Origin of the sequence: Micromonospora sp. NPDC092111 (assembly GCF_044755745.1) — a bacterium.
Classification (GTDB): Bacteria; Actinomycetota; Actinomycetes; order Mycobacteriales; family Micromonosporaceae; genus Micromonospora.
Map to the genome: position 1 here is coordinate 237753 of NZ_JBIVRQ010000007.1, position 21424 is coordinate 259176.

Sequence of the window (21424 nt, forward strand, 5' to 3'; positions counted from 1 at the left end):
GACCTGCCGTACGGGATGAATCGTCTCACCCCCGGGCGGACATCACATCCGATACCGCGGAACCGTCGCGTACGCTCGGGTCGCTGTGACCTCCACCGACCAGAACCCCGCCGTCCCGGTGGCCCCGCCGGCCGCCCGGATCCGCACCTTCCACCCCCGCCGTGGCCGGATGAGCGGCCGGCAGACGGACGCGCTGGACCGGCTCTGGCCGGCGTACGGTATCGACATCGCCGGCCTCGACGGGCCGGTCGACCCGGCCGGGTTCTTCGGGCGGGACGCCCCGGTGGTGCTGGAGATCGGCTCCGGCATGGGTGACGCCACCGCCGCGATGGCCGCCGCCGACCCGGGCCGGGACTACCTCGCCGTCGAGGTGCACACCCCCGGCATCGCCAACCTGCTCGACCTGGCGCAGCGGCACGGCCTGCGCAACGTGCGGGTCGCCCGGGGCGACGCGCTGGACCTGGTCCGGGCCATGCCGGAGGGGTCCCTGGACGCCGTGCACGTCTTCTTCCCGGACCCGTGGCCGAAGGCGCGGCACCACAAGCGCCGGATCATCCAGCCGGAGCACGTGGCGCTGCTGCGCTCCCGGCTGGCCGGCGGCGGGACGCTGCACTGCGCCACCGACTGGGCCGAGTACGCCGAGTCGATGCGGCTGACGTTGACCGCCGACCCCGAGCTGTACGACGTGCACGACGGCTACGCGCCCCGCCCCGCCCACCGCCCGGTGACCAAGTTCGAACGCCGCGCCCTCACCGCCGGCCGCCCCGTCTTCGACCTGATCCACCACCGCAGCTCGGTATCGCCCAGGTAGCGGTATCCGCCCGCTGGCGATGCCGCCAGATCAGCGATATTGCCACCCCCGACCCTCCCGGGCCGGGGCCCGGCGGGCTGGGTGGGGGTGGCCCGGGTGGCGTGGGGGGTGGTGGTGCGGGCACGATGGGGGGCGCTATGACGCTCACTGCCGCGCTGCCTCGACGCGCCGACCCCGACACCCTCTTCGACGCGTTCGCCGGCTGGGCGAAGGAACGTGGCCTCGACCTCTACCCCCACCAGGAGGAGGCGGTCATCGAGATCGTCTCCGGGGCCAACGTGATCATGAATACGCCGACCGGCTCGGGCAAGAGCCTGGTGGCGATCGCCGCGCACTTCGCCGCCCTGGCCGACGACCGCACCACCTTCTACACCGCGCCGATCAAGGCGCTGGTGTCGGAGAAGTTCTTCGCGCTCTGCGAGGTGTTCGGCGCGGAGAACGTCGGCATGCTCACCGGCGACGCCAGCGTCAACGCCGACGCCCCGATCATCTGCTGCACCGCCGAGATCCTGGCCAACCTGGCGCTGCGCGAGGGCGCGAAGGCCGACGTCGGCCAGGTGGTCATGGACGAGTTCCACTTCTACGCCGAGCCGGACCGGGGCTGGGCCTGGCAGGTGCCGATCATCGAACTGCCGCAGGCGCAGTTCGTGCTGATGTCGGCCACCCTCGGCGACACCACCCGGTTCGTCGACGACCTGACCCGGCGCACCGGGCGGGCCACCGCCGTCGTCCGCTCGGCCGAACGACCGGTCCCGCTGATCTTCACGTACGCGCTGACCCCGCTGCACGAGACCCTGGAGGAGCTGCTCCAGACCAAGCAGGCCCCGGTGTACGTCGTGCACTTCACCCAGGCCGCCGCGCTGGAACGCGCCCAGGCGCTGATGAGCGTGAACGTCTGCACCCGGGCCGAGAAGGACATGATCGCCGCCGCGATCGGCAACTTCCGGTTCACCTCGGGCTTCGGCAGGACGCTGTCCCGGCTGGTCCGGCACGGCATCGGCGTACACCACGCCGGCATGCTGCCCAAGTACCGGCGGCTGGTGGAGACCCTGGCCCAGGCCGGGCTACTCAAGGTCATCTGCGGCACCGACACCCTGGGCGTGGGCATCAACGTGCCGATCCGCACCGTGCTGTTCACCGGCCTGAGCAAGTACGACGGGGTGCGTACCCGACTGCTCAAGGCCCGCGAGTTCCACCAGATCGCCGGCCGGGCCGGCCGGGCCGGCTTCGACACCCTGGGCCGGGTCGTGGTGCAGGCCCCCGAGCACGTCATCGACAACGAGAAGGCCCTCGCCAAGGCCGGCGACGACCCGAAGAAGCGCCGCAAGGTGGTCAAGAAGAAACCACCGGAGGGCTCGATCGGCTGGGGCGAACCGACCTTCCAGCGCCTGGTCGAGGCCGATCCGGAGCCGCTCACCTCCAGCTTCCAGGTCAGCCACTCGATGCTGCTCAACGTGATCGGCCGACCCGGCGACGCGTTCGCCTCGATGCGGCACCTGCTCACCGACAACCACGAGGACGCCGCCGCCCAGCGCCGGCACATCCGGCGGGCCGTCGCGATCTACCGGGCGTTGCGCGCCGGCGGGGTGGTCGAGCAGCTCGACCAGCCCGACGAGCAGGGCCGGCGGGTCCGGCTCACCGTCGACCTCCAGCTCGACTTCGCGCTCAACCAGCCGCTGTCGCCGCTGGCCCTGGCCGCCATCGAACTGCTCGACGTCGAGTCCCCGTCGTACGCCCTGGACGTGCTCTCGGTGATCGAGTCGATCCTCGACGACCCCCGCCAGGTGCTCTCCGCCCAGCAGTTCAAGGCGCGCGGCGAGGCGGTCGCCGCGATGAAGGCCGAGGGCATCGAGTACGAGGCCCGCATCGAACTGCTCGACGAGGTGACCTGGCCCAAGCCCCTCGCGGAGCTGCTGGACGCCGCGTACGAGATGTACCGGCAGGGCCACCCGTGGGTCGCCGACCACCAGCTCTCCCCCAAGTCCGTCGTCCGGGACATGTACGAGCGGGCGATGACCTTCACCGAGTACGTGCAGTTCTACTCCCTCACCCGCTCCGAGGGGCTGGTGCTGCGCTACCTCGCCGACGCGTACAAGACGCTGCGGCAGACCGTCCCCGAGGACGCCAAGACCGAGGAGCTGGTCGACCTCATCGAGTGGCTGGGCGAGCTGGTCCGGCAGGTCGACTCCAGCCTGATCGACGAGTGGGAGCGGCTGCGCAACCCGTCCGACGTCGCCGACGCCGCCCAGGCCCACGCCTCGCTGGAGGAGCGGGTGCCGGCGGTCACCCGTAACGCCCGCGCCTTCCGGGTGCTGGTGCGCAACGCGCTGTTCCGCCGGGTCGAGCTGGCCGCGCTGCGCCGCTGGTGGGACCTCGGCGAGCTGGACGGGGCGGCCGGCTGGGACGCCGACGCGTGGGCCGAGGCGCTGGAGCCGTACTTCGAGTCGTACGACTCGATCGGGGTGGGGCCGGACGCGCGCGGACCGGCGCTGCTCATGATCGAGCAGGGTCGGGACAGGTGGGCCGTCCGGCAGATCCTGGACGACCCGGAGGACGACCACGACTGGGGGATCAGCGCCGAGGTCGACCTCGCCGCCTCCGACGAGCAGGGGGCCGCGGTGGTCCGGATCACGGACGTCGGGCAGCTCTAGGTCGCATTTCTCGAAGGGGCCGTCCGGTGCGTCCGGACGGCCCCTTTTCTGCCCTGGGCGATGTCACCCCCATCGATTAGAATGTGTGTACTAATCGAGTTCCTGACCTGGGAGGACGCTCGTGACCGCGCCCATCGCCACCCCCCTCACGCCGTACGCCACCCTCCTCGGTTTCACCCGGTACGTCGACCGCACCGGGCCCACCAAGGCCACCTTCGTCGGCGGCCTGCGCCGGCAGCGCGCCAGCCGGCACGGCTTCAACCCGCACGGCCAGTTCGTCAAGGCACTCAAGGCCGACATCGCCTTCCACACCGGCGGCACCCACCTGGCCGGCGTGGCCGACGTGGTCAAGCCGCGCTGGCGTCCGCTCTACCAGGCGCTCGTGCCGGGCGCCACGGCCTGGCTGGAGTCCCTCGGCGAGCCGGCCGCCGTCGACCTGGCCCAGACCCGCGACGCCCTCGCCATGCTCGGCGACCTGCCCGTCAAGATCAACCCCCAGTTCGGCGTCCGGTACGCCGACGGCCACGCCGAGGCGGTACGCCTGCACTTCGACGAGGCCCCGCCGAGCGAGGAGGCGGCGCTGGCCACCCTGCACCTGATGGCCCGGCACATGGACGCGGTGCTCCCGCACGCCGAGCCGGTCCTGGTCGACGTACGCCGCGGCGTCGCGCACCGGACGCCCACCGACGTCAAGCCGGCGCAGGTCGAGCAGTGGCTGGCCGGCGAGGCCGCCGCCTTCCGCGCCATCTGGTCCACCGCCGCCTGACAGCACCACCCACGCCCCAACCACGCGGCGGCGGCGTTGGGGTGCGGAGGTCTGGCGCCACCGCCCGCACCCCTGCCCGCCACCGCCTCCCTGACCGCCACGGCCTTCCCGACCGCTACCGCCTCCCCTGACCGCCTGCCCGCCTGCTGCCCCGCCCTGCCTGCCTGCCTGCCTGCCTGCCTGCCTGCCTGCAAGATCGTGCTCGATCCAGGATGTAGTGGCCTCCCGGCGGCCGGGAGGCCACTACATCCATGTCGCAGCACGATCTTGCTCGTATCGGCAGCGATGTTCATGGAAACCGGGTTATCCACAGGGGACAGCACGGGGCACGGCACGTTGGCAGGGTGGAGGGCATGCCGAAGGCTCCCCGTCGCCCGCCGCAACTGCGGGGGCGCATCTTCCGTGGATCGGTGGCCGTCTCCCGAGGGCTGCTCACCCGTAACGACCTGCGCAGCACCGCCTGGCGACCGCTGTTCCGGGACGTCTACGCCGACGCCCGACTCCAGGTCACCCACCGCCATCGGTGTACGGCGGTGGCCCGGTGGCTGCTGCCACCCGGTGCCGCCATCGCCGGCCGCTCCGCCGCAGCCCTGTTCGGCGTCGGAAGTGTGCCACCCGACGATCCGGTCGACGTGCTCGTACCCCGACCAGCAGCAGGTGTGTGTCGCCAAGATCGACGTCCTCCTCCGGGCCTGACCGGGGACCCGACAGTGGTCGGGCGACGACGCGGACCGGCAGCGGGGCTGGGGGTGCACCACGCCGACCTCGCCGCCGAGGACATCGTCGACCGGGCCGGAATGCTGGTGACCTCGCCGGCGCGTACCTGCTGGGACCTGGCCCGCTGGCTGGACGTGGTCGAAGCGGTCGTCGTCATCGACGCGCTGCTGGCCCGCCGCCTCACCGACGTGGCCGCGCTCCGGGAGTACGCCCTCGCCCGCGCCGGACAACGAGGGTGGCGGTCCCTGCTCCGCGCGGTCGACCTGGCGGATCCGGGAGCCGAGTCGCCGCCGGAGTCCCGGACCCGGGTCCGGCTGGTGCTGGCCGGGCTGCCCCGACCGGAGACCCAGTGGGTCGTCACGGCCGGCGGCCGGTTCGTCGCCCGGCTGGATCTCGCGTGGCCACAGTTCAAGGTCGCCGTCGAGTACGACGGGCTGTGGCACGGCGACCCGGAGCAGTTCCACCGGGACCGACGCCGGCTGAACCGGCTGCTCGGCGGAGAGTGGATCGTGCTGCACGTGACCGCCCGGCGCCTCCGCGAGGACTTCGCCGGCTTCCTCGCCGAGGTTCGCGCCGCGCTGCGCCTGCGCGGCCACCGCGACCGCGCGTGACGGGCACCCCGGCCCCGGCAGCATCACGACCGTCGACACCTACCGGCCGATGATCCCACCCTTGCCCAGCCCGGCCCACCTTGCCCAGGCCGGCCCACCTTGCCCAGCCCGCTCCCCAGCCCCAGCCCGCTCTCCGTCGCCCAACCCAGTTCCCCGAATCCCCGGCTCTCCGGCTCTCCGGCTCCCGGGTCCCGGCTCCCGGCTCGTCGGCTCGTCGGCTCCTCGGCTCGTCGGCTCCTCGGCTCGTCGGCTCCTCGGCTCCTCGGCTCCTCGGCTCGCTTGCTTGCACACTCACCTGCGGAACTAGCGGAAGATCACGCTCGAACATGGAAGTAGTGGCCTCCCTGAGACAGGAGGCCACTACTTCATGGATCGAGCGTGATCTTGGCTAACTCCACGACGCCGGTACCGGGCACAAGCGCGAGAGCAACAGGCGCGAGAGCACAAGCGGGGCAGGCAGCGGCGCGGCGTCCCCGGGCGCTGGTCACCGCACGGCAAACACACGGACCCTCGGCAGAGACCAGCAGGCCCAGACCCTCGCCACTGCACGGCAAACACGGAGACTCGGCACGGGACCAGCAGGCCCGGACCCTCGTCACCACACGACAAACACGGAGACTCGGCACGGACCAGCAGGCCCAGACGCTCGCCACCACACGACAAAGCACGGACGCCTGGCCGGGCCAGGCCGAGGCCAGGCCAGGTCAAGCCAGGCTCAGGCGGTCAGGTACTTCGTTAGGTCGTCGAGGATCTTGTTGGCGGCGCCGACACCGATGCCGGTCATCCAGGTCTCGTCGGAGACGACGTGCGCCCTGCCCGCCTTGACCGCGGCCAGACCCTGCCAGAGGCTGCCGGTGGTCACCTTGGCCTGCTCGGCGGCGGCCTTCTCGCCGTACGCGGTCACGAAGATGACGTCGCCGTCGACCTCGTTGACCCGCTCGGCGCTGACCAGGTCGAAGCGCTTGTCCTCCTTGCCGTCGAGCCGCTGCCGTTCGGGACGGCCCAGCCCGGTGTCACCGACCACGATGCCGGAGAAGGAGTCCGGGCCGTACACCCGGATGTTGCCCGGGATGAAGCGGACGATGGAGACCTTCCGCGAGGCGGCGTCACCCAGCTTCGCGCCGACGTCCTTCGCTCGCTTCTCGTAGCTCGCCAGCAGGTCCTTGGCCTGCTGCTCCTTGCCGAGGGCCTGGCCGTCGAGGAGCAGGTTCTCCTTCCAGTTGATGCCGACCTTGGCGGTGAAGACGGTCGGGGCGATGGCGCTCAGCTCGTCGTAGAACTTCTCCTGGCGGAACTTGCTGCCGAGGATCAGGTCCGGCTTGAGCGCGGTGATCGCCTCGAGGTCGGGCTCGGTGAGCACACCGACCTCCTTGATGCCGGCCAGTTTCTCCGCGCCGAAGTAGGTCGGCCAGCTCTTCGCCTCGCCGGCGGTGGCGGCGCCGACCGGTGTGACACCGAGCGAGAGCGCTGTGTCGATCTTGTCGGTGTCGAGCACCACGACCCGCTTGGGGTCCGCCGGCACCTTGGTGGTACCCATGGCGTGGGTGATCTCCCGGGTCTCTCCGGTGGCGGTGTCGGCGACCGGGTCGCTCTCACCGCAGGCGGTGAGTCCGAAGCCGAGGGCCAGGGCCGCGGTGAGGGCGGCGGCGAGACGGCGCATCAGTGTCCTTTCGAGGGGTACGAGCCGACGCGCGGGCCAGCCGCGTCGCCGGAGTGAGAGCGGACCGCCGGAACGGTCGGGTCCACGGAAACGGTCGAGTCCACGGAAACGGTCGAGTCCACGGAAACGGTCGAGGCCGCGGCAACAGTCGGGTCCGTGGCAACGGTCGAGGTCTGGTCGCCGGGGGACCTGGATGGCGGCAGCGCGGGGCCGGTCAGCGCGGGCACCACCAGCGGCGCCCCGGTCACCGGGCAGGGCACGACCACACAGTCGAGCCCGAACACCTCCCGCACCAGCGCCGCGTCGAGGATCTCCCGGGGCGGGCCGGCGGCCACCACCGCGCCGGCCTTCATCGCGACCAGGTGATCGGCGTACCGGGCGGCCTGGTTGAGGTCGTGCAGCACCGCCACCACGGTGCGGCCCCGCTCCACCCGCAGCCGACGCAGCAGGTCCAGCACCTCGACCTGGTGGGCCAGGTCGAGGAAGGTGGTCGGCTCGTCCAGCAGCAGCGCCTCGGTGTCCTGGGCGAGGGTCATGGCGATCCAGACCCGCTGCCGCTGGCCGCCGGAGAGGGTGTCCACCGGCCGGTCGGCCAGGCCGGCGACGTCGGCGAGGACCATCGCCCGGTCGACCGCCTCGGCGTCCTGCTCGGACCACTGCCGCCACCACCGCTGGTACGGCTGCCGTCCCCGCCCGACCAGGTCGGCGACGGTGACGCCCTCGGGCACCAGCGGGCTCTGCGGGAGCACACCGAGGCGGCGGGCCACCTCCCGGGTGGGCAGGTCACGGATGGCGGTGCCGTCGAGCAGCACCGTGCCCCGGCGCGGGGTGAGCAGCCGGGCCATGGTGCGCAGCAGGGTGGACTTGCCGCAGGCGTTCGGCCCGACGATCACGGTGAACGCGTCGGCTGGCAGCGCCAGGTCGAGCCCGTCCAGGACGGTCCGCTCGTCGTAGCCGGCGACCAGGTCGCGGGTGGACAGCATCACGCCTCCTTGCCAGGGGTGGGGTTCACGCGGACCGCCGACGGCGTCGGACCAGCAGGAACATCAGGTACGGCCCGCCGATCGCGGCGGTGAGCACGCCGGCCGGCAGTTGGGTCGGGGCGAACAGCCGCCGCCCGGCCAGGTCGGCCAGCACCAGCAGCAGCGCGCCGACCAGCGCGGCGCAGAGCAGCGGGGGCCGTTCGGCGCGGACCAGCCGGCGGGCCACCTGCGGGGCGACCAGCGCGACGAAGTCCACCGCGCCGACCTGGGCGGTGACCGAGGCGGCGACCGCGACGCCGGTGACGGCCAGGCCGATCCGGCGGGCCACCGGGCGCAGCCCGACGCCCCGGGCGGTGTCGTCGTCGAGCGCGCTGCCGTTGAGCGCCCAGCCGGCCCAGGCCAGCACCGGCAGCAGGACGGCGAGGGTCAGCGCGATCCAGCCGGTCTCGGCCCAGCCCCTGCCGGCGAGGGTGCCGACCAGCCAGATCTGGGCCCGCAGCCCGTCGATCGGGTCGGCGGAGAGCATGACCACCTCGGTCAACGCCCGCAGGGCGAACGCCACGGCGACGCCGGCCAGCACGAACCGCTGCGCGGCCAGGCCGTGCCGGGCGCCGAGGACGAGCAGCAGCAGCGCCGCCCCCACCCCGCCGACCAGGGCGGCCGGGGCGACCAGCACGGCGGCGGCTCCGGTGGTGATGGCGACGGTGGCGGCCAGGCCGGCACCCTGGGTGATACCGATGACGTCCGGGCTGGCGAGCGGGTTGCGGGCCACGCTCTGGATGAGCGTCCCGGCGATCCCGAAGGCCGCCCCGGCCACCACGGCCAGCACCGTCCGGGGCAGCCGCAGGTCGCGCACCACCAGGTCGTACGGGGTGCCGGCGCCGGCCAGCGAGCGGAGCACGTCGGCCGGGGCGACGTACGGGGTGCCCAGACAGAGGCTCAGCACCACGGCGGCGGCGAGCAGCACGGTCAGCGCGGCGGCGACCAGCACCGCCCGGCGGCGGACCTGGAGGCTGACCGGGCCGAGCCGCAGCAGCGACCGGCCGGGCAGTCCGGCGGTGAGCGGGGTCACGCGGTCACCACCGTGGCCCGGCGCACCAGGTACGCCAGCAGCGGCGCGCCGATCAGCGCGGTGACGATGCCGGCGGGCACCTCTCCGGGCGGGGCGACCAGCCGGCCCACCACGTCCGCCCCGAGCAGCAGGGCCGGGCCGAGCAGCGCGGACACCGCCAGGGTCCAGCGGTGGTCGGCGCCGACCAGGGCGCGGGCCAGGTGCGGCACGGCCAGCCCGACGAAGGCGATCGGCCCGGCGGCGGCCACCGCGGCGCCGGTGAGCAGCACGGCGGCGCCGCCACCGGCGAGCCGGACCAGGCCGATCCGGTGGCCGAGGCCGCGGGCCACGTCGTCGCCGAGGGCGAGCGCGTCGAGCCCCCGGGCGACCAGGACGGCGAGCAGCAGGCCGGCGAGGACGAAGGGGAGCACCTGCCCGGCGACGCCGACGTCCCGGCCGGTCAGCCCGCCGACCACCCAGAACCGGTACTCCTCGAAGGTGCGGGCGTCGATGCTGAGCAGGGCGTACACGGCGGAGGCGAGGCTGGCGTCGAGGGCCGCGCCGATCAGCGCGAGGGTGACCGGGCTCCCGCCGTCGCGGCTGCGGGCGGCGACGGCCAGCACCAGCAGGCCGGCGGCGAACGCGCCGGCCACGCCGAACCAGACGTAGCCGGTGAGACTGCCGACGCCGAAGACGGAGATGGCGAGCACCACGCCGAACGAGGCGCCGGCGCTGACGCCGAGGATCCGGGGTTCGGCGAGCGGGTTGCGGGTGAGCGCCTGGAACAGCACCCCGGCGACGGCGAGGGCCACCCCGACGACCAGGCCGAGGGCGGTCCGGGGGACGCGCAGCTCGCGGACGATGGTGCTGGCCACCCCGCCGTCGGGGGCGACCAGCGCGTGCCAGACCTGGCCGACGCCGAGCGGACGGCTGCCGAGGGCGAGGCTGGCCAGCACGGCGAGGGTCAGCGCGACCAGGGCACCGGCGGCGACCGCGGTACGGCGGCCCCGCTGCCCGCCGGCCTGTGGGACAGCGGCCGGACGTGCGGCGACGGTGGTCACGATGCTCCCGGTACTGGAATAAGGTTCGCCTTACCTTAACCGAGGAACTTAGGCTAACCTAACCGAGGACTGTCGATCGGTCGGCGCACCGGCCGGCGGAGCGGAGACCGGCGACCGGAACTGCCCCTAGGCTGGGAAAATGCGATTCGACCAGCACACCGTGCTGCTCCTGGTCCGCCCGGCGGACGCCCCGGAGCTGCCCCGGGACGCCGCCGACCTCCTCCAGGACGCGCACCTGGCCCATCAGGCCGGCCTGGTGGAGCAGGGCCACGTGCTCGCCGCCGGCCCCTTCCTCGACCCCGACGACGAGCGGCTGCGCGGCTTCGCGGTGCTCTCCGTCGACCCGGAGATGGCCCGCGAGCTGTACGCCAACGACCCGGCGGTACGCGCCGGCCGGCTGGTGGTGCGGGTGGCGAGCTGGTTGGTGCCGGAGGGCAACGTCCGGTTCGAGAGCGTCCCGGTGCCGCGGTCGATGCTGGAGGCGGCGGCCGGCGACTGAGCCGGTTCAGTCCTCCGAGGCCGGCCGGCTCCCCGGCACCGTCGGCAGCGGCCACTGCCCGGTCCGGACCATCGCCGAGGCGTCGAGCTGCTGGTCGCCCCAGACGTACGTGTCGGGCAGCAGGTCCGTCACCGGCACCTTCCGCAGCGCGTCCGGCGGACCCACGATGACCTGGATGGCCGGGTGGTAGTCGAGCAGCACCTGCCGGCACCGGCCGCAGGGCGGGAGCACGCCGCGCCCCCGGTCGCCCACCGCGACGATGGTCTCCAGCTCTCCCGCGCCCTGGGTGACGGCGGCGCCGAGGGCCACCACCTCGGCGCACGGGCCGCCGGTGAAGTGGTAGACGTTCACGCCGGTGAAGACCCGCCCGTCGGCGGTCCGGGCCGCCGCCGCGACGGTGTGGTTGTCACTGCGGCAGCGCAGCTTGGCGACCGCCGTGGCGGCCTGCACCAGCGCGCGGTCGGTGTCCAGCATCGTCGTGGTCATCCCGGCAGCCCCCGTGGTCGGCGTGGTTCCGGCGGTCAGCCTAGCCCGGCCGGACCCGCCGCCGGGGCAGCCGCCCGGGCGGTGTGACCCACGCCGGGCGTAACCCGGCAGCGGTCCGGCGGCGGGCTGCCTATCCTTGGCGACGACATGCAGAATCCAGCCGCACCCGCCGACGCCGTCACCGCCCGTGACCTGCACCGCCGCCTCACCCCGCTGATGTTCCGCGACCAGCGCCGCCTCCAGCGGCGGCTGGACGGGGTACGCAGGCTGAAGGACCCGCAGCGGCGCGACGACGCGCTGGCCGAGATCGCCGTCGAGGTGGCACGGGCCGAGGCGCGGCTGGCGGGCCGCCGGGCCGCGGTGCCGGTGATCACCTATCCGGCACAGCTCCCGGTGAGCGAGCGCCGGGACGACATCGCCGCCGCCATCCGCGACCACCAGGTGGTGATCGTGGCCGGCGAGACCGGCTCCGGCAAGACCACCCAGCTACCGAAGATCTGCCTGGAGCTGGGGCGCGGGATCACCGGGCTGATCGGGCACACCCAGCCCCGCCGGCTGGCCGCCCGGACGGTCGCCGACCGGATCGCCGAGGAGCTCGGTACCGAGTTGGGCGACGTGGTCGGCTACAAGGTGCGCTTCACCGACCAGGTGAGCGACCGCAGCCTGGTCAAGCTGATGACCGACGGCATCCTGCTGGCCGAGTTGCAGACCGACCGGATGCTGCGCCAGTACGACACGCTGATCATCGACGAGGCGCACGAGCGCAGCCTCAACATCGACTTCATCCTGGGCTACCTCCGGCAGCTCCTGCCCCAGCGTCCCGACCTCAAGGTGGTCATCACCTCGGCGACCATCGAGACCGACCGGTTCGCGAAGCACTTCGCCGACGCCGAGGGGAAGCCCGCCCCGATCGTCGAGGTCTCCGGGCGGACGTACCCGGTGGAGGTGCGCTACCGGCCGCTGGTCGAGGTCACCGGGGCCGACGAGGACGAGGGCGACGACGAGGAGAACGTCCGCGACCAGATCCAGGCGATCGGCGACGCGGTGCAGGAGTTGGCCGCCGAGGGACCCGGCGACATCCTGGTCTTCCTCAGCGGCGAACGGGAGATCCGGGACACCGCCGACGCGCTCGGCAAGCTGGTGCAGTCGAAACGTTCCCTGCTGGGCACCGAGATCCTGCCGCTGTACGCCCGGCTGTCGGCGGCCGAACAGCACCGGGTCTTCGCCCCGCACCCCGGCCGCCGGGTGGTGCTGGCCACCAACGTCGCGGAGACCTCGCTGACCGTCCCCGGCATCAAGTACGTGGTGGACCCGGGCACGGCCCGGATCTCCCGCTACTCCAGCCGGTTGAAGGTGCAGCGGCTGCCCATCGAGCCGGTCTCCCAGGCGTCGGCCAACCAGCGCAAGGGCCGCTGCGGCCGGACCTCGGACGGCATCTGCGTCCGCCTCTACGACGAGCAGGACTTCGCCTCCCGGCCCGAGTTCACCGACCCGGAGATCCTGCGCACCAACCTCGCCTCGGTGATCCTCCAGATGACCTCGATCGGGCTGGGCGACCTCGCCGCCTTCCCGTTCATCGACCCGCCGGACCGGCGCAACGTCACCGACGGCGTCAACCTGCTGCACGAGCTGGGCGCGCTGGACCCGGCCGAGGCCGACCCGGCGAAGCGGCTCACCCCGCTGGGCCGGCGGCTGGCCCAGCTCCCGGTCGACCCCCGGCTGGCCCGGATGGTGCTGGAGGGCGAACGCAACGGCTGCGCCGCCGAGGTGCTGGTGATCGCCGCTGCGCTGTCCATCCAGGACCCACGGGAGCGGCCGGCGGAGAAGCAGGCGCAGGCCGACCAGGCGCACGCCCGGTTCGCCGACCGGGAATCCGACTTCGTGTCGTTCCTCAATCTCTGGCGCTACCTGCGCGAGCAGCAGCGGGCGCTGTCGTCCAGCGCGTTCCGCCGGATGTGCAAGGCCGAGTACCTCAACTACCTGCGGGTCCGCGAGTGGCAGGACATCGTCAGCCAGCTCCGCCAGGTGCTGCGTACCCCCGAGCAGGGCGACGGGCGGCGGGGCCGGCGCGGCCCGGCCGACGGCCCGGCGGACGGTGGCCGGCGCGGCCCGACCGCCGACCTGCCGGAGGAGATCGACACCCCGAAGGTGCACCAGTCGCTGCTGCCCGGTCTGCTGTCGCACATCGGGCTCAAGGACGCCCAGAAGCACGAGTACCTGGGTGCCCGGGGCGCGAAGTTCGCGGTCTTCCCCGGCTCGGCGCTGTTCAGGAAGCCGCCGCGCTGGGTGATGGCCGCCGAGCTGGTGGAGACCTCCCGGCTCTGGGGCCGGGTCGCCGGGCGGGTCGAGCCGGAGTGGGTGGAGCCGCTGGCCCAGCACCTGGTCAAGCGCAGCTACAGCGAGCCGCACTGGGAGAAGAAGCAGGCCGCGGTGCTGGCCTACGAGAAGGTCACCCTGTACGGTGTCCCGCTGGTCACCGCCCGGAAGGTCAACTTCGGCCGGATCGATCCGGCGCTGAGCCGGGAACTGTTCATCCGGCACGCCCTGGTCGAGGGCGACTGGCAGACCCACCACCAGTTCTGGCAGGACAACCGCAAGCTGCTCACCGAGATCGAGGAGCTGGAGAACCGGGCCCGCCGCCGGGACATCCTGGTCGACGACGAGACCATCTTCGGCTTCTACGACCAGCGGATCCCGGCCGACGTGGTCTCCGGCCGGCACTTCGACGCCTGGTGGAAGACCGCCCGCCGGGAGCGGCCCGACCTGCTCACCTTCACCCGCGAGCTGCTGGTCAACGCCGGGCGCGGCGGGGTCGACGAGGCCGACTACCCGGACGAGTGGCGGGCCGACGGGGTCGCCCTGCCGCTGAGGTACACCTTCGACCCGACCGCGCCCACCGACGGCGTCACCGTGGACATCCCGCTGCCGCTGCTCAACCAGGTGCCGGCGGAGAGCTTCGACTGGCAGGTGCCCGGGCTGCGCGAGGAGCTGGTGATCGCGCTGATCCGGTCGCTGCCGAAGGCGGTCCGGCGCAACTTCGTGCCGGTGCCCGACTACGCCCGGGCGGCGCTCGCCGCGATCACCCCCGGCGCGGAGCCGCTGCTCGACGCGCTCACCCGGCAGCTACGCCGGATGACCGGGGTGACCGTCCCCCGGGAGGCGTGGGAGCCGGGCAAGCTGCCGCCGCACCTGCGGGTGACCTTCCGGGTGATCGGCGAACAGGACGAGCCGGTCGCCGAGGGCAAGGACCTGCCGGCCCTGCAACGCCGGCTCCGCCAGGAGGTACGCCAGGTCGTCGCCGCCGCCGCGCCGGACCTGGCCCGCACCGGGCTGACCCAGTGGAGCATCGACACCCTGCCGCGCACCATCGAACAGGTCCGGGCCGGGTACGCGGTGACCGCGTACCCGGCGCTGGTGGACGAGGGCACGACGGTCGGGGTGCGGGTCTTCGACTCGGAGGCCGAGCAGGCCGCCGCGCACTGGGCGGGCACCCGCCGGCTGCTGCGGCTGACCGTGCCGTCACCGGCGAAGTTCCTCCAGGGGCGGCTGAGCAACGAGGCGAAGCTGGCGCTGAGCCGCAACCCGCACGGCGGGGTGCTCCCGCTCATCGAGGACGTGGCCGGGGCGGCGATCGACAAGTTGGTCGCGGACGCGGGCGGCCCGGCCTGGGACGCCGAGGGCTTCGCCGCGCTGCGCGAGCGGGTCCGTGCCGACCTGGTCGACACCGTGGTCGAGGTGATGGGCCGGGTCCGCCAGGTGCTCGCCGTGGCGTACGCGGTGGAGCAGCGGCTCGGCGCGACCCGCAACCTGGCCGTGGTGGCCGCCCTGGCCGACCTGCGCCACCAGCTCACCGGGCTGGTGCACAAGGGGTTCGTCACCGAGGCCGGGTACGCCCGGCTGCCCGACCTGCTGCGCTACCTGACCGCGATCGAGCGGCGGCTGGACCGGCTGGCCGGCAACCCGCAGCGGGACAAGCAGCAGCAGGACCGGGTCACGGCGGTGCAGAAGGAGTACCAGGACCTGCTCGCCGCGCTGCCCCCGGCGAAGCGGCAGTCGGCGGCGGTCCGGCAGATCCGCTGGATGATCGAGGAGTTGCGGGTGAACGTCTTCGCGCAGGCGCTGGGGACCCCGTACCCGGTGTCCGAGCAGCGCATCTACCGGGCGATGGACGACGCCGAGGGGCGGTGAGCCGCCGGCCGGTCAGGCCCGGTGGGCCCGGACCGGCCGGGCCGGGTCCGGACGCGGGCCACGGAGCACCCGCAGCACCCGGCCCGGGGTGAGCAGCCGGGTCGGCGGGTCGACGAGGTTGAGCACCCGCAGGAAGGCGGCGCCGAGCCCGGCGTCGGTGCTGGCCGCCGCGTGCAGCCGGGCCAGGTAGGCGTTGACCAGCCGCACCGAGAGGGTCCGCCGGCCGGTGACCTCGGGGAAGCGCAGGTCGGTGCCGACCGAGATCTGCCACGGCGTGTCGATCAGCCGGGCCGCGCCCCGGTAGAAGCGCCGGGCCAGCGGGTCACCGCCCCGGGCCAGCAGCCGGCGCAGCAGCAGCGCCTCCAGCGCGGCGACCGTGATGCCCTGGCCGTAGACCGGGTTGAAGCTGCACAGCGCGTCGGCGAAGACCAGGTGGCCCTCGGGCAGCCGGCGCAGCCGCTCGTACCGGCGGCGGACGCTGGCCGGGAAGCGCATCCGGGCCGGCGCGTCGAGCGGCGACGCCGAGCGGAGCAGCTCGCCGATCTGCGGGGCGGACAGCGAGCCGGCGAACGCGGCCATCCCCTCGTCGTCGGTGGGCGGCTGCTCACCCAGCATGCCGTTGAGCGCGACCGCGAACCGGCCGTCCTCCTGCGGGGCGACGACGCCGCCGCGCGGCCGGCCGGGCATCGCGTTGGCCAACGCGCCGAGCAGCCCCTCCAACTGGCCGGGCTCCCGACGGTAGGTGCGGGTCACGTAGGTGAGGTCCACCGGCACCCGCTCCTCGGGGGCGGCCCGGTAGCCGAGGTCGACGAGCCAGACCGGGCTGCGGCTGCCCCGGCCCCCGGCGTCCACCACCAGGTCGGCGTCGAGGCTGACCTCGGTGCGGTCGCCGCCGCCGGGTACCACCCGGACACCGTTGACCCGCCGCCCGTCGGGGGTGGCGAGGAGTCCGGTCACCTCGTGACCGGCCAGCACCCGTACCCCGGGCAGGGCGGAGACCCGCTCCCGCACCACCTGCTCCAGCAGCGGCCGGCTCATCCCGTAGGCGATCAGCGCGGAGGGCGCGCGCCGCATCCGGTGCCCGTCGTTGTACCAGTGCACCTCGCCGTGCAGGTCGACGGCGGCGGCGCCGCGCGCGGTCAACTCGTCGCCGAGGCCGGGGAAGAGTTCGGTGAGCACCTGCCGTCCCCGGTCGAGCAGCACGTGGAGCTGGCGTCCCTGTGGCACGCCGCGCCGGCTGGCCGGGCCCACCGGCAGGGCGTCGCGGTCCAGCAGGACCACCTCGGAGTACGCCTCGCTCAGCGCGCGGGCGGCGAGCAACCCGCCCATGCCGGCGCCGACCACGACGGCGCGTCCGGTGGATGCCATGCGGTCCAGCGTAGGAATCCGGGGTGCCCGGACACGTCTCCTCCCGTGCGCCGTCGGCCGGCCTCAGAGCGGCTCGACACCGGGTGGCAGGGTGCCGTCGGTGGTGGCGTCGTGGACGTACTCCAGCAGGATGCGGCGCAGCTCCCGGCCGGCGTGGGTGGGTACGACGTCGCGGCGGCGGGCCACCGCGATGGTCCGCCGGACGCCGGGCGGGGCCAGCCGGGTGACCCGGACACCGGGGCGGCGGGCGACCACGATGCCGGGCACCAGGGCGATCCCCAGCCCGGCCTCGACGAAGCTGAGCACGGCGTCCATCTCGCCGCCGTCGACGGAGAAGGTGGGGTCGAAGCCGGCCTCGCGGCAGGCCTGGATGGTGGCATCGCGCAGGTCGTAGCCCTCGCGGAACATCACCAGGGGCTGGCCGCGCAGGTCGGTGATGCGCAACTCGCCGCCGGCCCCGGCGGTGGGCACCGGGTCCACCGAGGCGACCACCAGGCTCTCCCGGAGGATCGCGTCGGCGCGCAGCCCCGGGTCGGTGCCCTGGGCCGGCATGATGATCAGCGCCAGGTCGAGGTCGCCGCGCAGCAGGTCGCGGACCAGGTCCTGGGAGCCGCCCTCCTCGACCCGGAGGTCGACGGTGGGGTGGGCGTCGCGGAACCGGCGCAGCACCGGTGGGGCGAGCGAGGTGGCCAGACTGGGGGTGGCACCGAGGCGGACCCGACCCCGGCGCAGCCCGACCAGCTCCTGCACCTCCCGGGTGGCGGTGTCGACGTCGGCCAGGATCCGCTTGGCCAGCGGCAGCAGCACCTCACCTGCGGTGGTGAGGGTGATGTTGCCCCTTACCCGTTCGAAGAGCGGGGCCCCGAGGTCGGTCTCCAGGGCGTGAATTTGCTTACTCAACGAAGGCTGGGTGATGCCGACCAGATCGGCGGCTTGGGTGAAATGTCGCACTTCGGCCACCGCGACGAAGTACTTGAGCTGATGGAGCTGCATCTTCATAGTTTATGGCTATCAAGACTGCGAGGTCGATGCATTGGACGACTGATCGAAGTGCTCCTAGCGTCGGTCAGGTGGTAATCACGAAAACTCGGTCGCCCATCCGCTCGAACGTCGGCCTGAAGGCTGTCATGGCGGTGACGGGCATTCTGCTGGTGCTGTTCCTGATCGCGCACATGCTCGGCAACCTGAAGGTGTTCACGGGCGAGACCTCGTTCGACCACTACGCCCACTGGTTGCGCGACATCGGCAAGCCGCTGCTGCCGGGCGTGTGGTTCCTGTGGATCCTGCGGACCGCGCTGGTGGTGGCCGTGGTCGCCCACATCGCGGCGGCGACCGTGCTGGCCGTCCGGGCCCGCGCCGCCCGCCCGGTGAAGTACGCCCACCGCAAGAAGGTCCAGGGCAGCTACGCCGCGCGCACCATGCGCTGGGGCGGGGTGATCATCCTGCTCTTCGTGATCTACCACATCCTGGACCTGACCACCGGCACGCTCAACCCGGTCGGCGACGCCAGCAACCCGTACGGCAACGTGGTCGCCGACTTCGCGCCGGAGCGCTGGTACGTCACGCTCTTCTACACCCTGGCGATCGTCACGATCGGCTTCCACCTGCGGCACGGCGCGTTCAGCGCGTTCCGCAGCCTCGGGCAGCAGACCCCGAAGGGTGAGCGCCGGGCCCGCGCCGCCGCACTGGTCCTCGCCGTCGCGCTCTGCGCCGGCTACCTGGTGGTCCCGTTCGCCGTACTCACCGGATTGGTGTCCTGACATGGAACTCTTCGCCGAGGGCGACCCGATCGCCGACACCAGGGCTCCCGCCGGCCCGGTCGAGAAGCGCTGGGAGACCCGCCGCTTCGAGGCCAAGCTGGTCAACCCGGCCAACCGCCGGAAGATGACGGTCATCGTGGTGGGCACCGGCCTGGCCGGCGGCTCGGCCGCCGCCACGCTCGGCGAGCAGGGCTACCGGGTCAAGAGCTACTGCTACCAGGACAGCCCGCGCCGGGCGCACTCGATCGCCGCGCAGGGTGGCATCAACGCCGCCAAGAACTACCGCAACGACGGCGACTCGGTGCACCGGCTCTTCTACGACACCGTGAAGGGCGGCGACTTCCGCTCCCGCGAGTCGAACGTGCACCGGCTGGCCGAGGTGTCGGTCAACATCATCGACCAGTGCGTCGCCCAGGGCGTCCCGTTCGCCCGCGAGTACGGCGGCCTGCTCGACACCCGCTCCTTCGGCGGCGCGCAGGTGCAGCGCACCTTCTACGCCCGGGGCCAGACGGGCCAGCAGCTCCTGCTCGGCGCGTACCAGGCGCTGGAGCGGCAGATCGGCCTGGGCAACGTGGAGATGCACACCCGGCACGAGATGCTGGAGCTGGTGCTGGTCGACGGCAAGGCCCGGGGCATCGTGGTCCGGGACCTGGTCACCGGCGAGATCAGCACCGAGATGGCCGACGCGGTCGTGCTCGCCTCCGGCGGCTACGGCAACGTCTTCTACCTCTCCACCAACGCCAAGGGCTGCAACGTCACCGCCACCTGGCGGGCGCACCGCAAGGGCGCGTACTTCGCCAACCCCTGCTACACGCAGATCCACCCGACCTGCATCCCGGTCTCCGGCGACCACCAGTCGAAGCTGACCCTGATGAGCGAGTCGCTGCGCAACGACGGCCGGGTCTGGGTGCCGAAGGCCGGGGACGACGCCCGCAACCCCCGGGACATCCCCGAGGACGAGCGGGACTACTACCTGGAGCGGATCTACCCCTCCTTCGGCAACCTGGTCCCCCGGGACATCGCCTCCCGCGCCGCGAAGAACGTCTGCGACGAGGGTCGGGGGGTCGGGCCGACCAAGCTCGGCGTCTACCTCGACTTCGCCGACGCGATCGACCGGCTCGGCCGCAAGGCCATCGAGGCCAAGTACGGCAACCTCTTCGAGATGTACGAGCGGATCACCGGCGAGGACCCGTACGAGGTCCCGATGCGGATCTACCCCGCCGTGCACTACACGATGGGCGGCCTCTGGGTCGACTACGACCTCCAGTCGAACATCCCCGGCCTGTTCGTGATCGGCGAGGCGAACTTCTCCGACCACGGCGCGAACCGGCTCGGCGCCTCGGCGCTGATGCAGGGCCTGGCCGACGGCTACTTCGTGCTGCCCAGCACCATCGCCAACTACCTGGCCTCCGGTCCGCTGGAGAAGGTCGACGCCAGCCACCCGGCGGCGGTCGAGGCGCGGGCCGAGGTGGCGGACCGGATCTCCCGGCTGCTGGCGGTCGACGGCGACCGGACGGTGGACTCGTTCCACCGGGAGCTGGGCCAGATCATGTGGGAGCACTGCGGCATGGAGCGCTCCGAGGCCGGGCTGCGCAAGGCGATCGACGAGATCCGCGCCCTGCGCGAACAGTTCTGGCAGCGGGTCCGTGTCCCGGGCGACGGCGAGGGGCTCAACCAGTCGCTGGAGAAGGCCGGCCGGGTCGCCGACTTCTTCGAACTGGCCGAGCTGATGTGCGTCGACGCCCTGCACCGTGAGGAGTCCTGCGGCGGCCACTTCCGGGCCGAACACCAGACCCCGGACGGCGAGGCGCAGCGCGACGACGAGCGGTTCGCCTACGTCGCGGCCTGGGAGTTCACCGGCAGTGACGAGCCGGCGGTGCTGCACAAGGAAGACCTGAAGTTCGAGTACGTCCACCCCACGCAGCGGAGCTACAAGTGAACCTGACCCTGCGCATCTGGCGCCAGTCCGGCCCCGAGGACAAGGGTCGGATGGTGACCTACCCGGTCGACGACGTCTCCCCCGACATGTCGTTCCTGGAGATGCTCGACGTGCTCAACGAGCGGCTGATCCTCGCCGGCGAGGAGCCCGTCGCGTTCGACCACGACTGCCGTGAGGGCATCTGCGGCATGTGCGGCCTGATGATCAACGGGGACGCGCACGGGCCGCAGCGCGGCACCACCGCCTGCCAGCTACACATGCGGCAGTTCGCCGACGGCGAGACGATCGACATCGAGCCGTGGCGCGCCCGGGCCTTCCCGGTGGTCAAGGACCTGGTGGTCAACCGGAGCGCCTTCGACCGGATCATCGCCGCCGGCGGCTACGTCACCGCCCCGACCGGCAGCGCCACCGAGGCGCACGCCGCCCCGGTGGCCAAGGCCGACGCCGACGCCGCCTTCGAGTCGGCCGCCTGCATCGGCTGCGGCGCCTGCGTGGCGGCCTGCCCGAACGGCTCCGGCATGCTCTTCACCGCCGCCAAGGTCACCCAGCTCTCGCTGCTGCCGCAGGGCCAGCCGGAGCGCTACACCCGGGTGATCGGCATGGTCGACGCGCACGACGAGGCCGGCTTCGGTGGCTGCACCAACGCCGGCGAGTGCACCGTGGTCTGCCCCAAGGGCATCCCGCTGAACACCATCGGCCGGCTCAACCGGGACTACCTCACCGCGACCGCCAGGCGCGGCGACACCCCGGGTTCCTGACCCGGCGGCGGCACCCGCCATCCCGCCGTACCCCGCCGGGGTGCGGCGGGCACGGGATCACCTGAACCGATCTTCTCACCTAGGGTGGTGGGCTCCGGACCACCACCCGACGGGG

General features: G+C 73.0%; 16 protein-coding genes. 9 read left to right on the top strand and 7 right to left on the bottom strand.

Annotated features, from left to right (window positions below):
- The first annotated feature begins 85 nt into the window (after nt 1-85).
- The 4 genes from trmB to ACIQG9_RS16990 all read left to right on the top strand — a co-directional run bounded on the left by trmB (nt 86) and on the right by ACIQG9_RS16990 (nt 5556).
- On the top strand, nt 86-811 hold the full coding sequence (trmB, locus tag ACIQG9_RS16975; RefSeq protein WP_400402986.1) for a tRNA (guanosine(46)-N7)-methyltransferase TrmB: 726 nt from the start codon (nt 86-88) through the stop codon (nt 809-811).
- A 137-nt stretch (nt 812-948) separates the two neighbouring features.
- A complete protein-coding gene (locus tag ACIQG9_RS16980; RefSeq protein ID WP_400402989.1) occupies nt 949-3462 on the top strand; it encodes a DEAD/DEAH box helicase in 2514 nt (837 codons plus the stop codon).
- Nucleotides 3463-3583: 121 nt separating this feature from the next.
- Nucleotides 3584-4228, top strand: a complete 645-nt coding sequence (locus ACIQG9_RS16985) for a hypothetical protein (protein ID WP_400402992.1) — start codon at nt 3584-3586, stop codon at nt 4226-4228.
- Nucleotides 4229-4581: 353 nt separating this feature from the next.
- Entirely contained in the window at nt 4582-5556 is a 975-nt protein-coding gene (locus tag ACIQG9_RS16990) for a hypothetical protein (protein ID WP_400402995.1), read from the top strand.
- A 715-nt stretch (nt 5557-6271) separates the two neighbouring features.
- Here ACIQG9_RS16990 and ACIQG9_RS16995 read toward each other — a convergent pair.
- Genes ACIQG9_RS16995 through ACIQG9_RS17010 form a run of 4 tightly spaced genes read right to left on the bottom strand, consistent with a single transcriptional unit; the run spans nt 6272 to nt 10311 of the window.
- Complete coding sequence (locus tag ACIQG9_RS16995; protein ID WP_400402998.1) at nt 6272-7216, bottom strand: ABC transporter substrate-binding protein; 945 nt, start codon at nt 7214-7216, stop codon at nt 6272-6274.
- On the bottom strand, nt 7216-8199 hold the full coding sequence (locus tag ACIQG9_RS17000; protein WP_400403001.1) for an ABC transporter ATP-binding protein: 984 nt from the start codon (nt 8197-8199) through the stop codon (nt 7216-7218). The genes ACIQG9_RS16995 and ACIQG9_RS17000 overlap by 1 nt, the downstream gene beginning before the upstream one ends.
- A 25-nt stretch (nt 8200-8224) precedes the next feature.
- Nucleotides 8225-9271 carry a FecCD family ABC transporter permease gene (locus tag ACIQG9_RS17005; protein ID WP_400403003.1) on the bottom strand — a complete coding sequence of 349 codons (1047 nt, stop codon included), beginning with the start codon at nt 9269-9271 and terminating at the stop codon, nt 8225-8227.
- On the bottom strand, nt 9268-10311 hold the full coding sequence (locus ACIQG9_RS17010; RefSeq protein WP_400403006.1) for a FecCD family ABC transporter permease: 1044 nt from the start codon (nt 10309-10311) through the stop codon (nt 9268-9270). The genes ACIQG9_RS17005 and ACIQG9_RS17010 overlap by 4 nt, the downstream gene beginning before the upstream one ends.
- A gap of 139 nt (nt 10312-10450) precedes the next feature.
- Here ACIQG9_RS17010 and ACIQG9_RS17015 point away from each other — a divergent pair, with 139 nt between their 5' ends.
- Nucleotides 10451-10810, top strand: a complete 360-nt coding sequence (locus tag ACIQG9_RS17015) for a YciI family protein (RefSeq protein ID WP_400403008.1) — start codon at nt 10451-10453, stop codon at nt 10808-10810.
- Nucleotides 10811-10816: 6 nt separating this feature from the next.
- Here ACIQG9_RS17015 and ACIQG9_RS17020 read toward each other — a convergent pair whose 3' ends face one another.
- The gene (locus tag ACIQG9_RS17020) at nt 10817-11296 is read right to left on the bottom strand and encodes a cytidine deaminase family protein (protein WP_400403010.1); all 480 of its coding nucleotides are present in this window, start codon (nt 11294-11296) and stop codon (nt 10817-10819) included.
- A gap of 147 nt (nt 11297-11443) precedes the next feature.
- Between ACIQG9_RS17020 and hrpA the strand changes: the two genes are divergently transcribed.
- Complete coding sequence (gene hrpA / locus ACIQG9_RS17025; protein ID WP_400403013.1) at nt 11444-15484, top strand: ATP-dependent RNA helicase HrpA; 4041 nt, start codon at nt 11444-11446, stop codon at nt 15482-15484.
- 12 nt (nt 15485-15496) lie between these two features.
- Here hrpA and ACIQG9_RS17030 read toward each other — a convergent pair whose 3' ends face one another.
- Together ACIQG9_RS17030 and ACIQG9_RS17035 are read right to left on the bottom strand one after the other, a co-directional pair.
- Nucleotides 15497-16852, bottom strand: a complete 1356-nt coding sequence (locus ACIQG9_RS17030) for an FAD-dependent oxidoreductase (RefSeq protein ID WP_400403015.1) — start codon at nt 16850-16852, stop codon at nt 15497-15499.
- A 63-nt stretch (nt 16853-16915) separates the two neighbouring features.
- Nucleotides 16916-17851 (bottom strand): LysR family transcriptional regulator, encoded by a 936-nt coding sequence (locus ACIQG9_RS17035; protein WP_400403018.1) that lies wholly within the window; start codon nt 17849-17851, stop codon nt 16916-16918.
- Between the two features lie 29 nt (nt 17852-17880).
- Here ACIQG9_RS17035 and ACIQG9_RS17040 point away from each other — a divergent pair, with 29 nt between their 5' ends.
- Genes ACIQG9_RS17040 through ACIQG9_RS17050 form a run of 3 tightly spaced genes read left to right on the top strand, consistent with a single transcriptional unit; the run spans nt 17881 to nt 21309 of the window.
- The gene (locus tag ACIQG9_RS17040) at nt 17881-18612 is read left to right on the top strand and encodes a succinate dehydrogenase cytochrome b subunit (protein ID WP_400403020.1); all 732 of its coding nucleotides are present in this window, start codon (nt 17881-17883) and stop codon (nt 18610-18612) included.
- A gap of 1 nt (nt 18613) precedes the next feature.
- The gene (locus tag ACIQG9_RS17045) at nt 18614-20551 is read left to right on the top strand and encodes a fumarate reductase/succinate dehydrogenase flavoprotein subunit (RefSeq protein WP_400403023.1); all 1938 of its coding nucleotides are present in this window, start codon (nt 18614-18616) and stop codon (nt 20549-20551) included.
- Nucleotides 20548-21309, top strand: a complete 762-nt coding sequence (locus ACIQG9_RS17050; protein ID WP_400403026.1) for a succinate dehydrogenase/fumarate reductase iron-sulfur subunit — start codon at nt 20548-20550, stop codon at nt 21307-21309. The genes ACIQG9_RS17045 and ACIQG9_RS17050 overlap by 4 nt, the downstream gene beginning before the upstream one ends.
- Nucleotides 21310-21424 lie beyond the last annotated feature (115 nt).

Coding starts and splice junctions, on each gene's coding strand:
- ACIQG9_RS16980 (WP_400402989.1), top strand. CDS start 949: ATGACGCTCACTGCCGCGCTGCCTCGACGCGCCGACCCCGACACCCTC.
- ACIQG9_RS16990 (WP_400402995.1), top strand. CDS start 4,582: ATGCCGAAGGCTCCCCGTCGCCCGCCGCAACTGCGGGGGCGCATCTTC.
- ACIQG9_RS16995 (WP_400402998.1), bottom strand. CDS start 7,216: ATGCGCCGTCTCGCCGCCGCCCTCACCGCGGCCCTGGCCCTCGGCTTC.
- ACIQG9_RS17000 (WP_400403001.1), bottom strand. CDS start 8,199: ATGCTGTCCACCCGCGACCTGGTCGCCGGCTACGACGAGCGGACCGTC.
- ACIQG9_RS17015 (WP_400403008.1), top strand. CDS start 10,451: ATGCGATTCGACCAGCACACCGTGCTGCTCCTGGTCCGCCCGGCGGAC.
- ACIQG9_RS17020 (WP_400403010.1), bottom strand. CDS start 11,296: ATGACCACGACGATGCTGGACACCGACCGCGCGCTGGTGCAGGCCGCC.
- hrpA (WP_400403013.1), top strand. CDS start 11,444: ATGCAGAATCCAGCCGCACCCGCCGACGCCGTCACCGCCCGTGACCTG.
- ACIQG9_RS17030 (WP_400403015.1), bottom strand. CDS start 16,852: ATGGCATCCACCGGACGCGCCGTCGTGGTCGGCGCCGGCATGGGCGGG.
- ACIQG9_RS17035 (WP_400403018.1), bottom strand. CDS start 17,851: ATGAAGATGCAGCTCCATCAGCTCAAGTACTTCGTCGCGGTGGCCGAA.
- ACIQG9_RS17040 (WP_400403020.1), top strand. CDS start 17,881: ATGCATTGGACGACTGATCGAAGTGCTCCTAGCGTCGGTCAGGTGGTA.
- ACIQG9_RS17045 (WP_400403023.1), top strand. CDS start 18,614: ATGGAACTCTTCGCCGAGGGCGACCCGATCGCCGACACCAGGGCTCCC.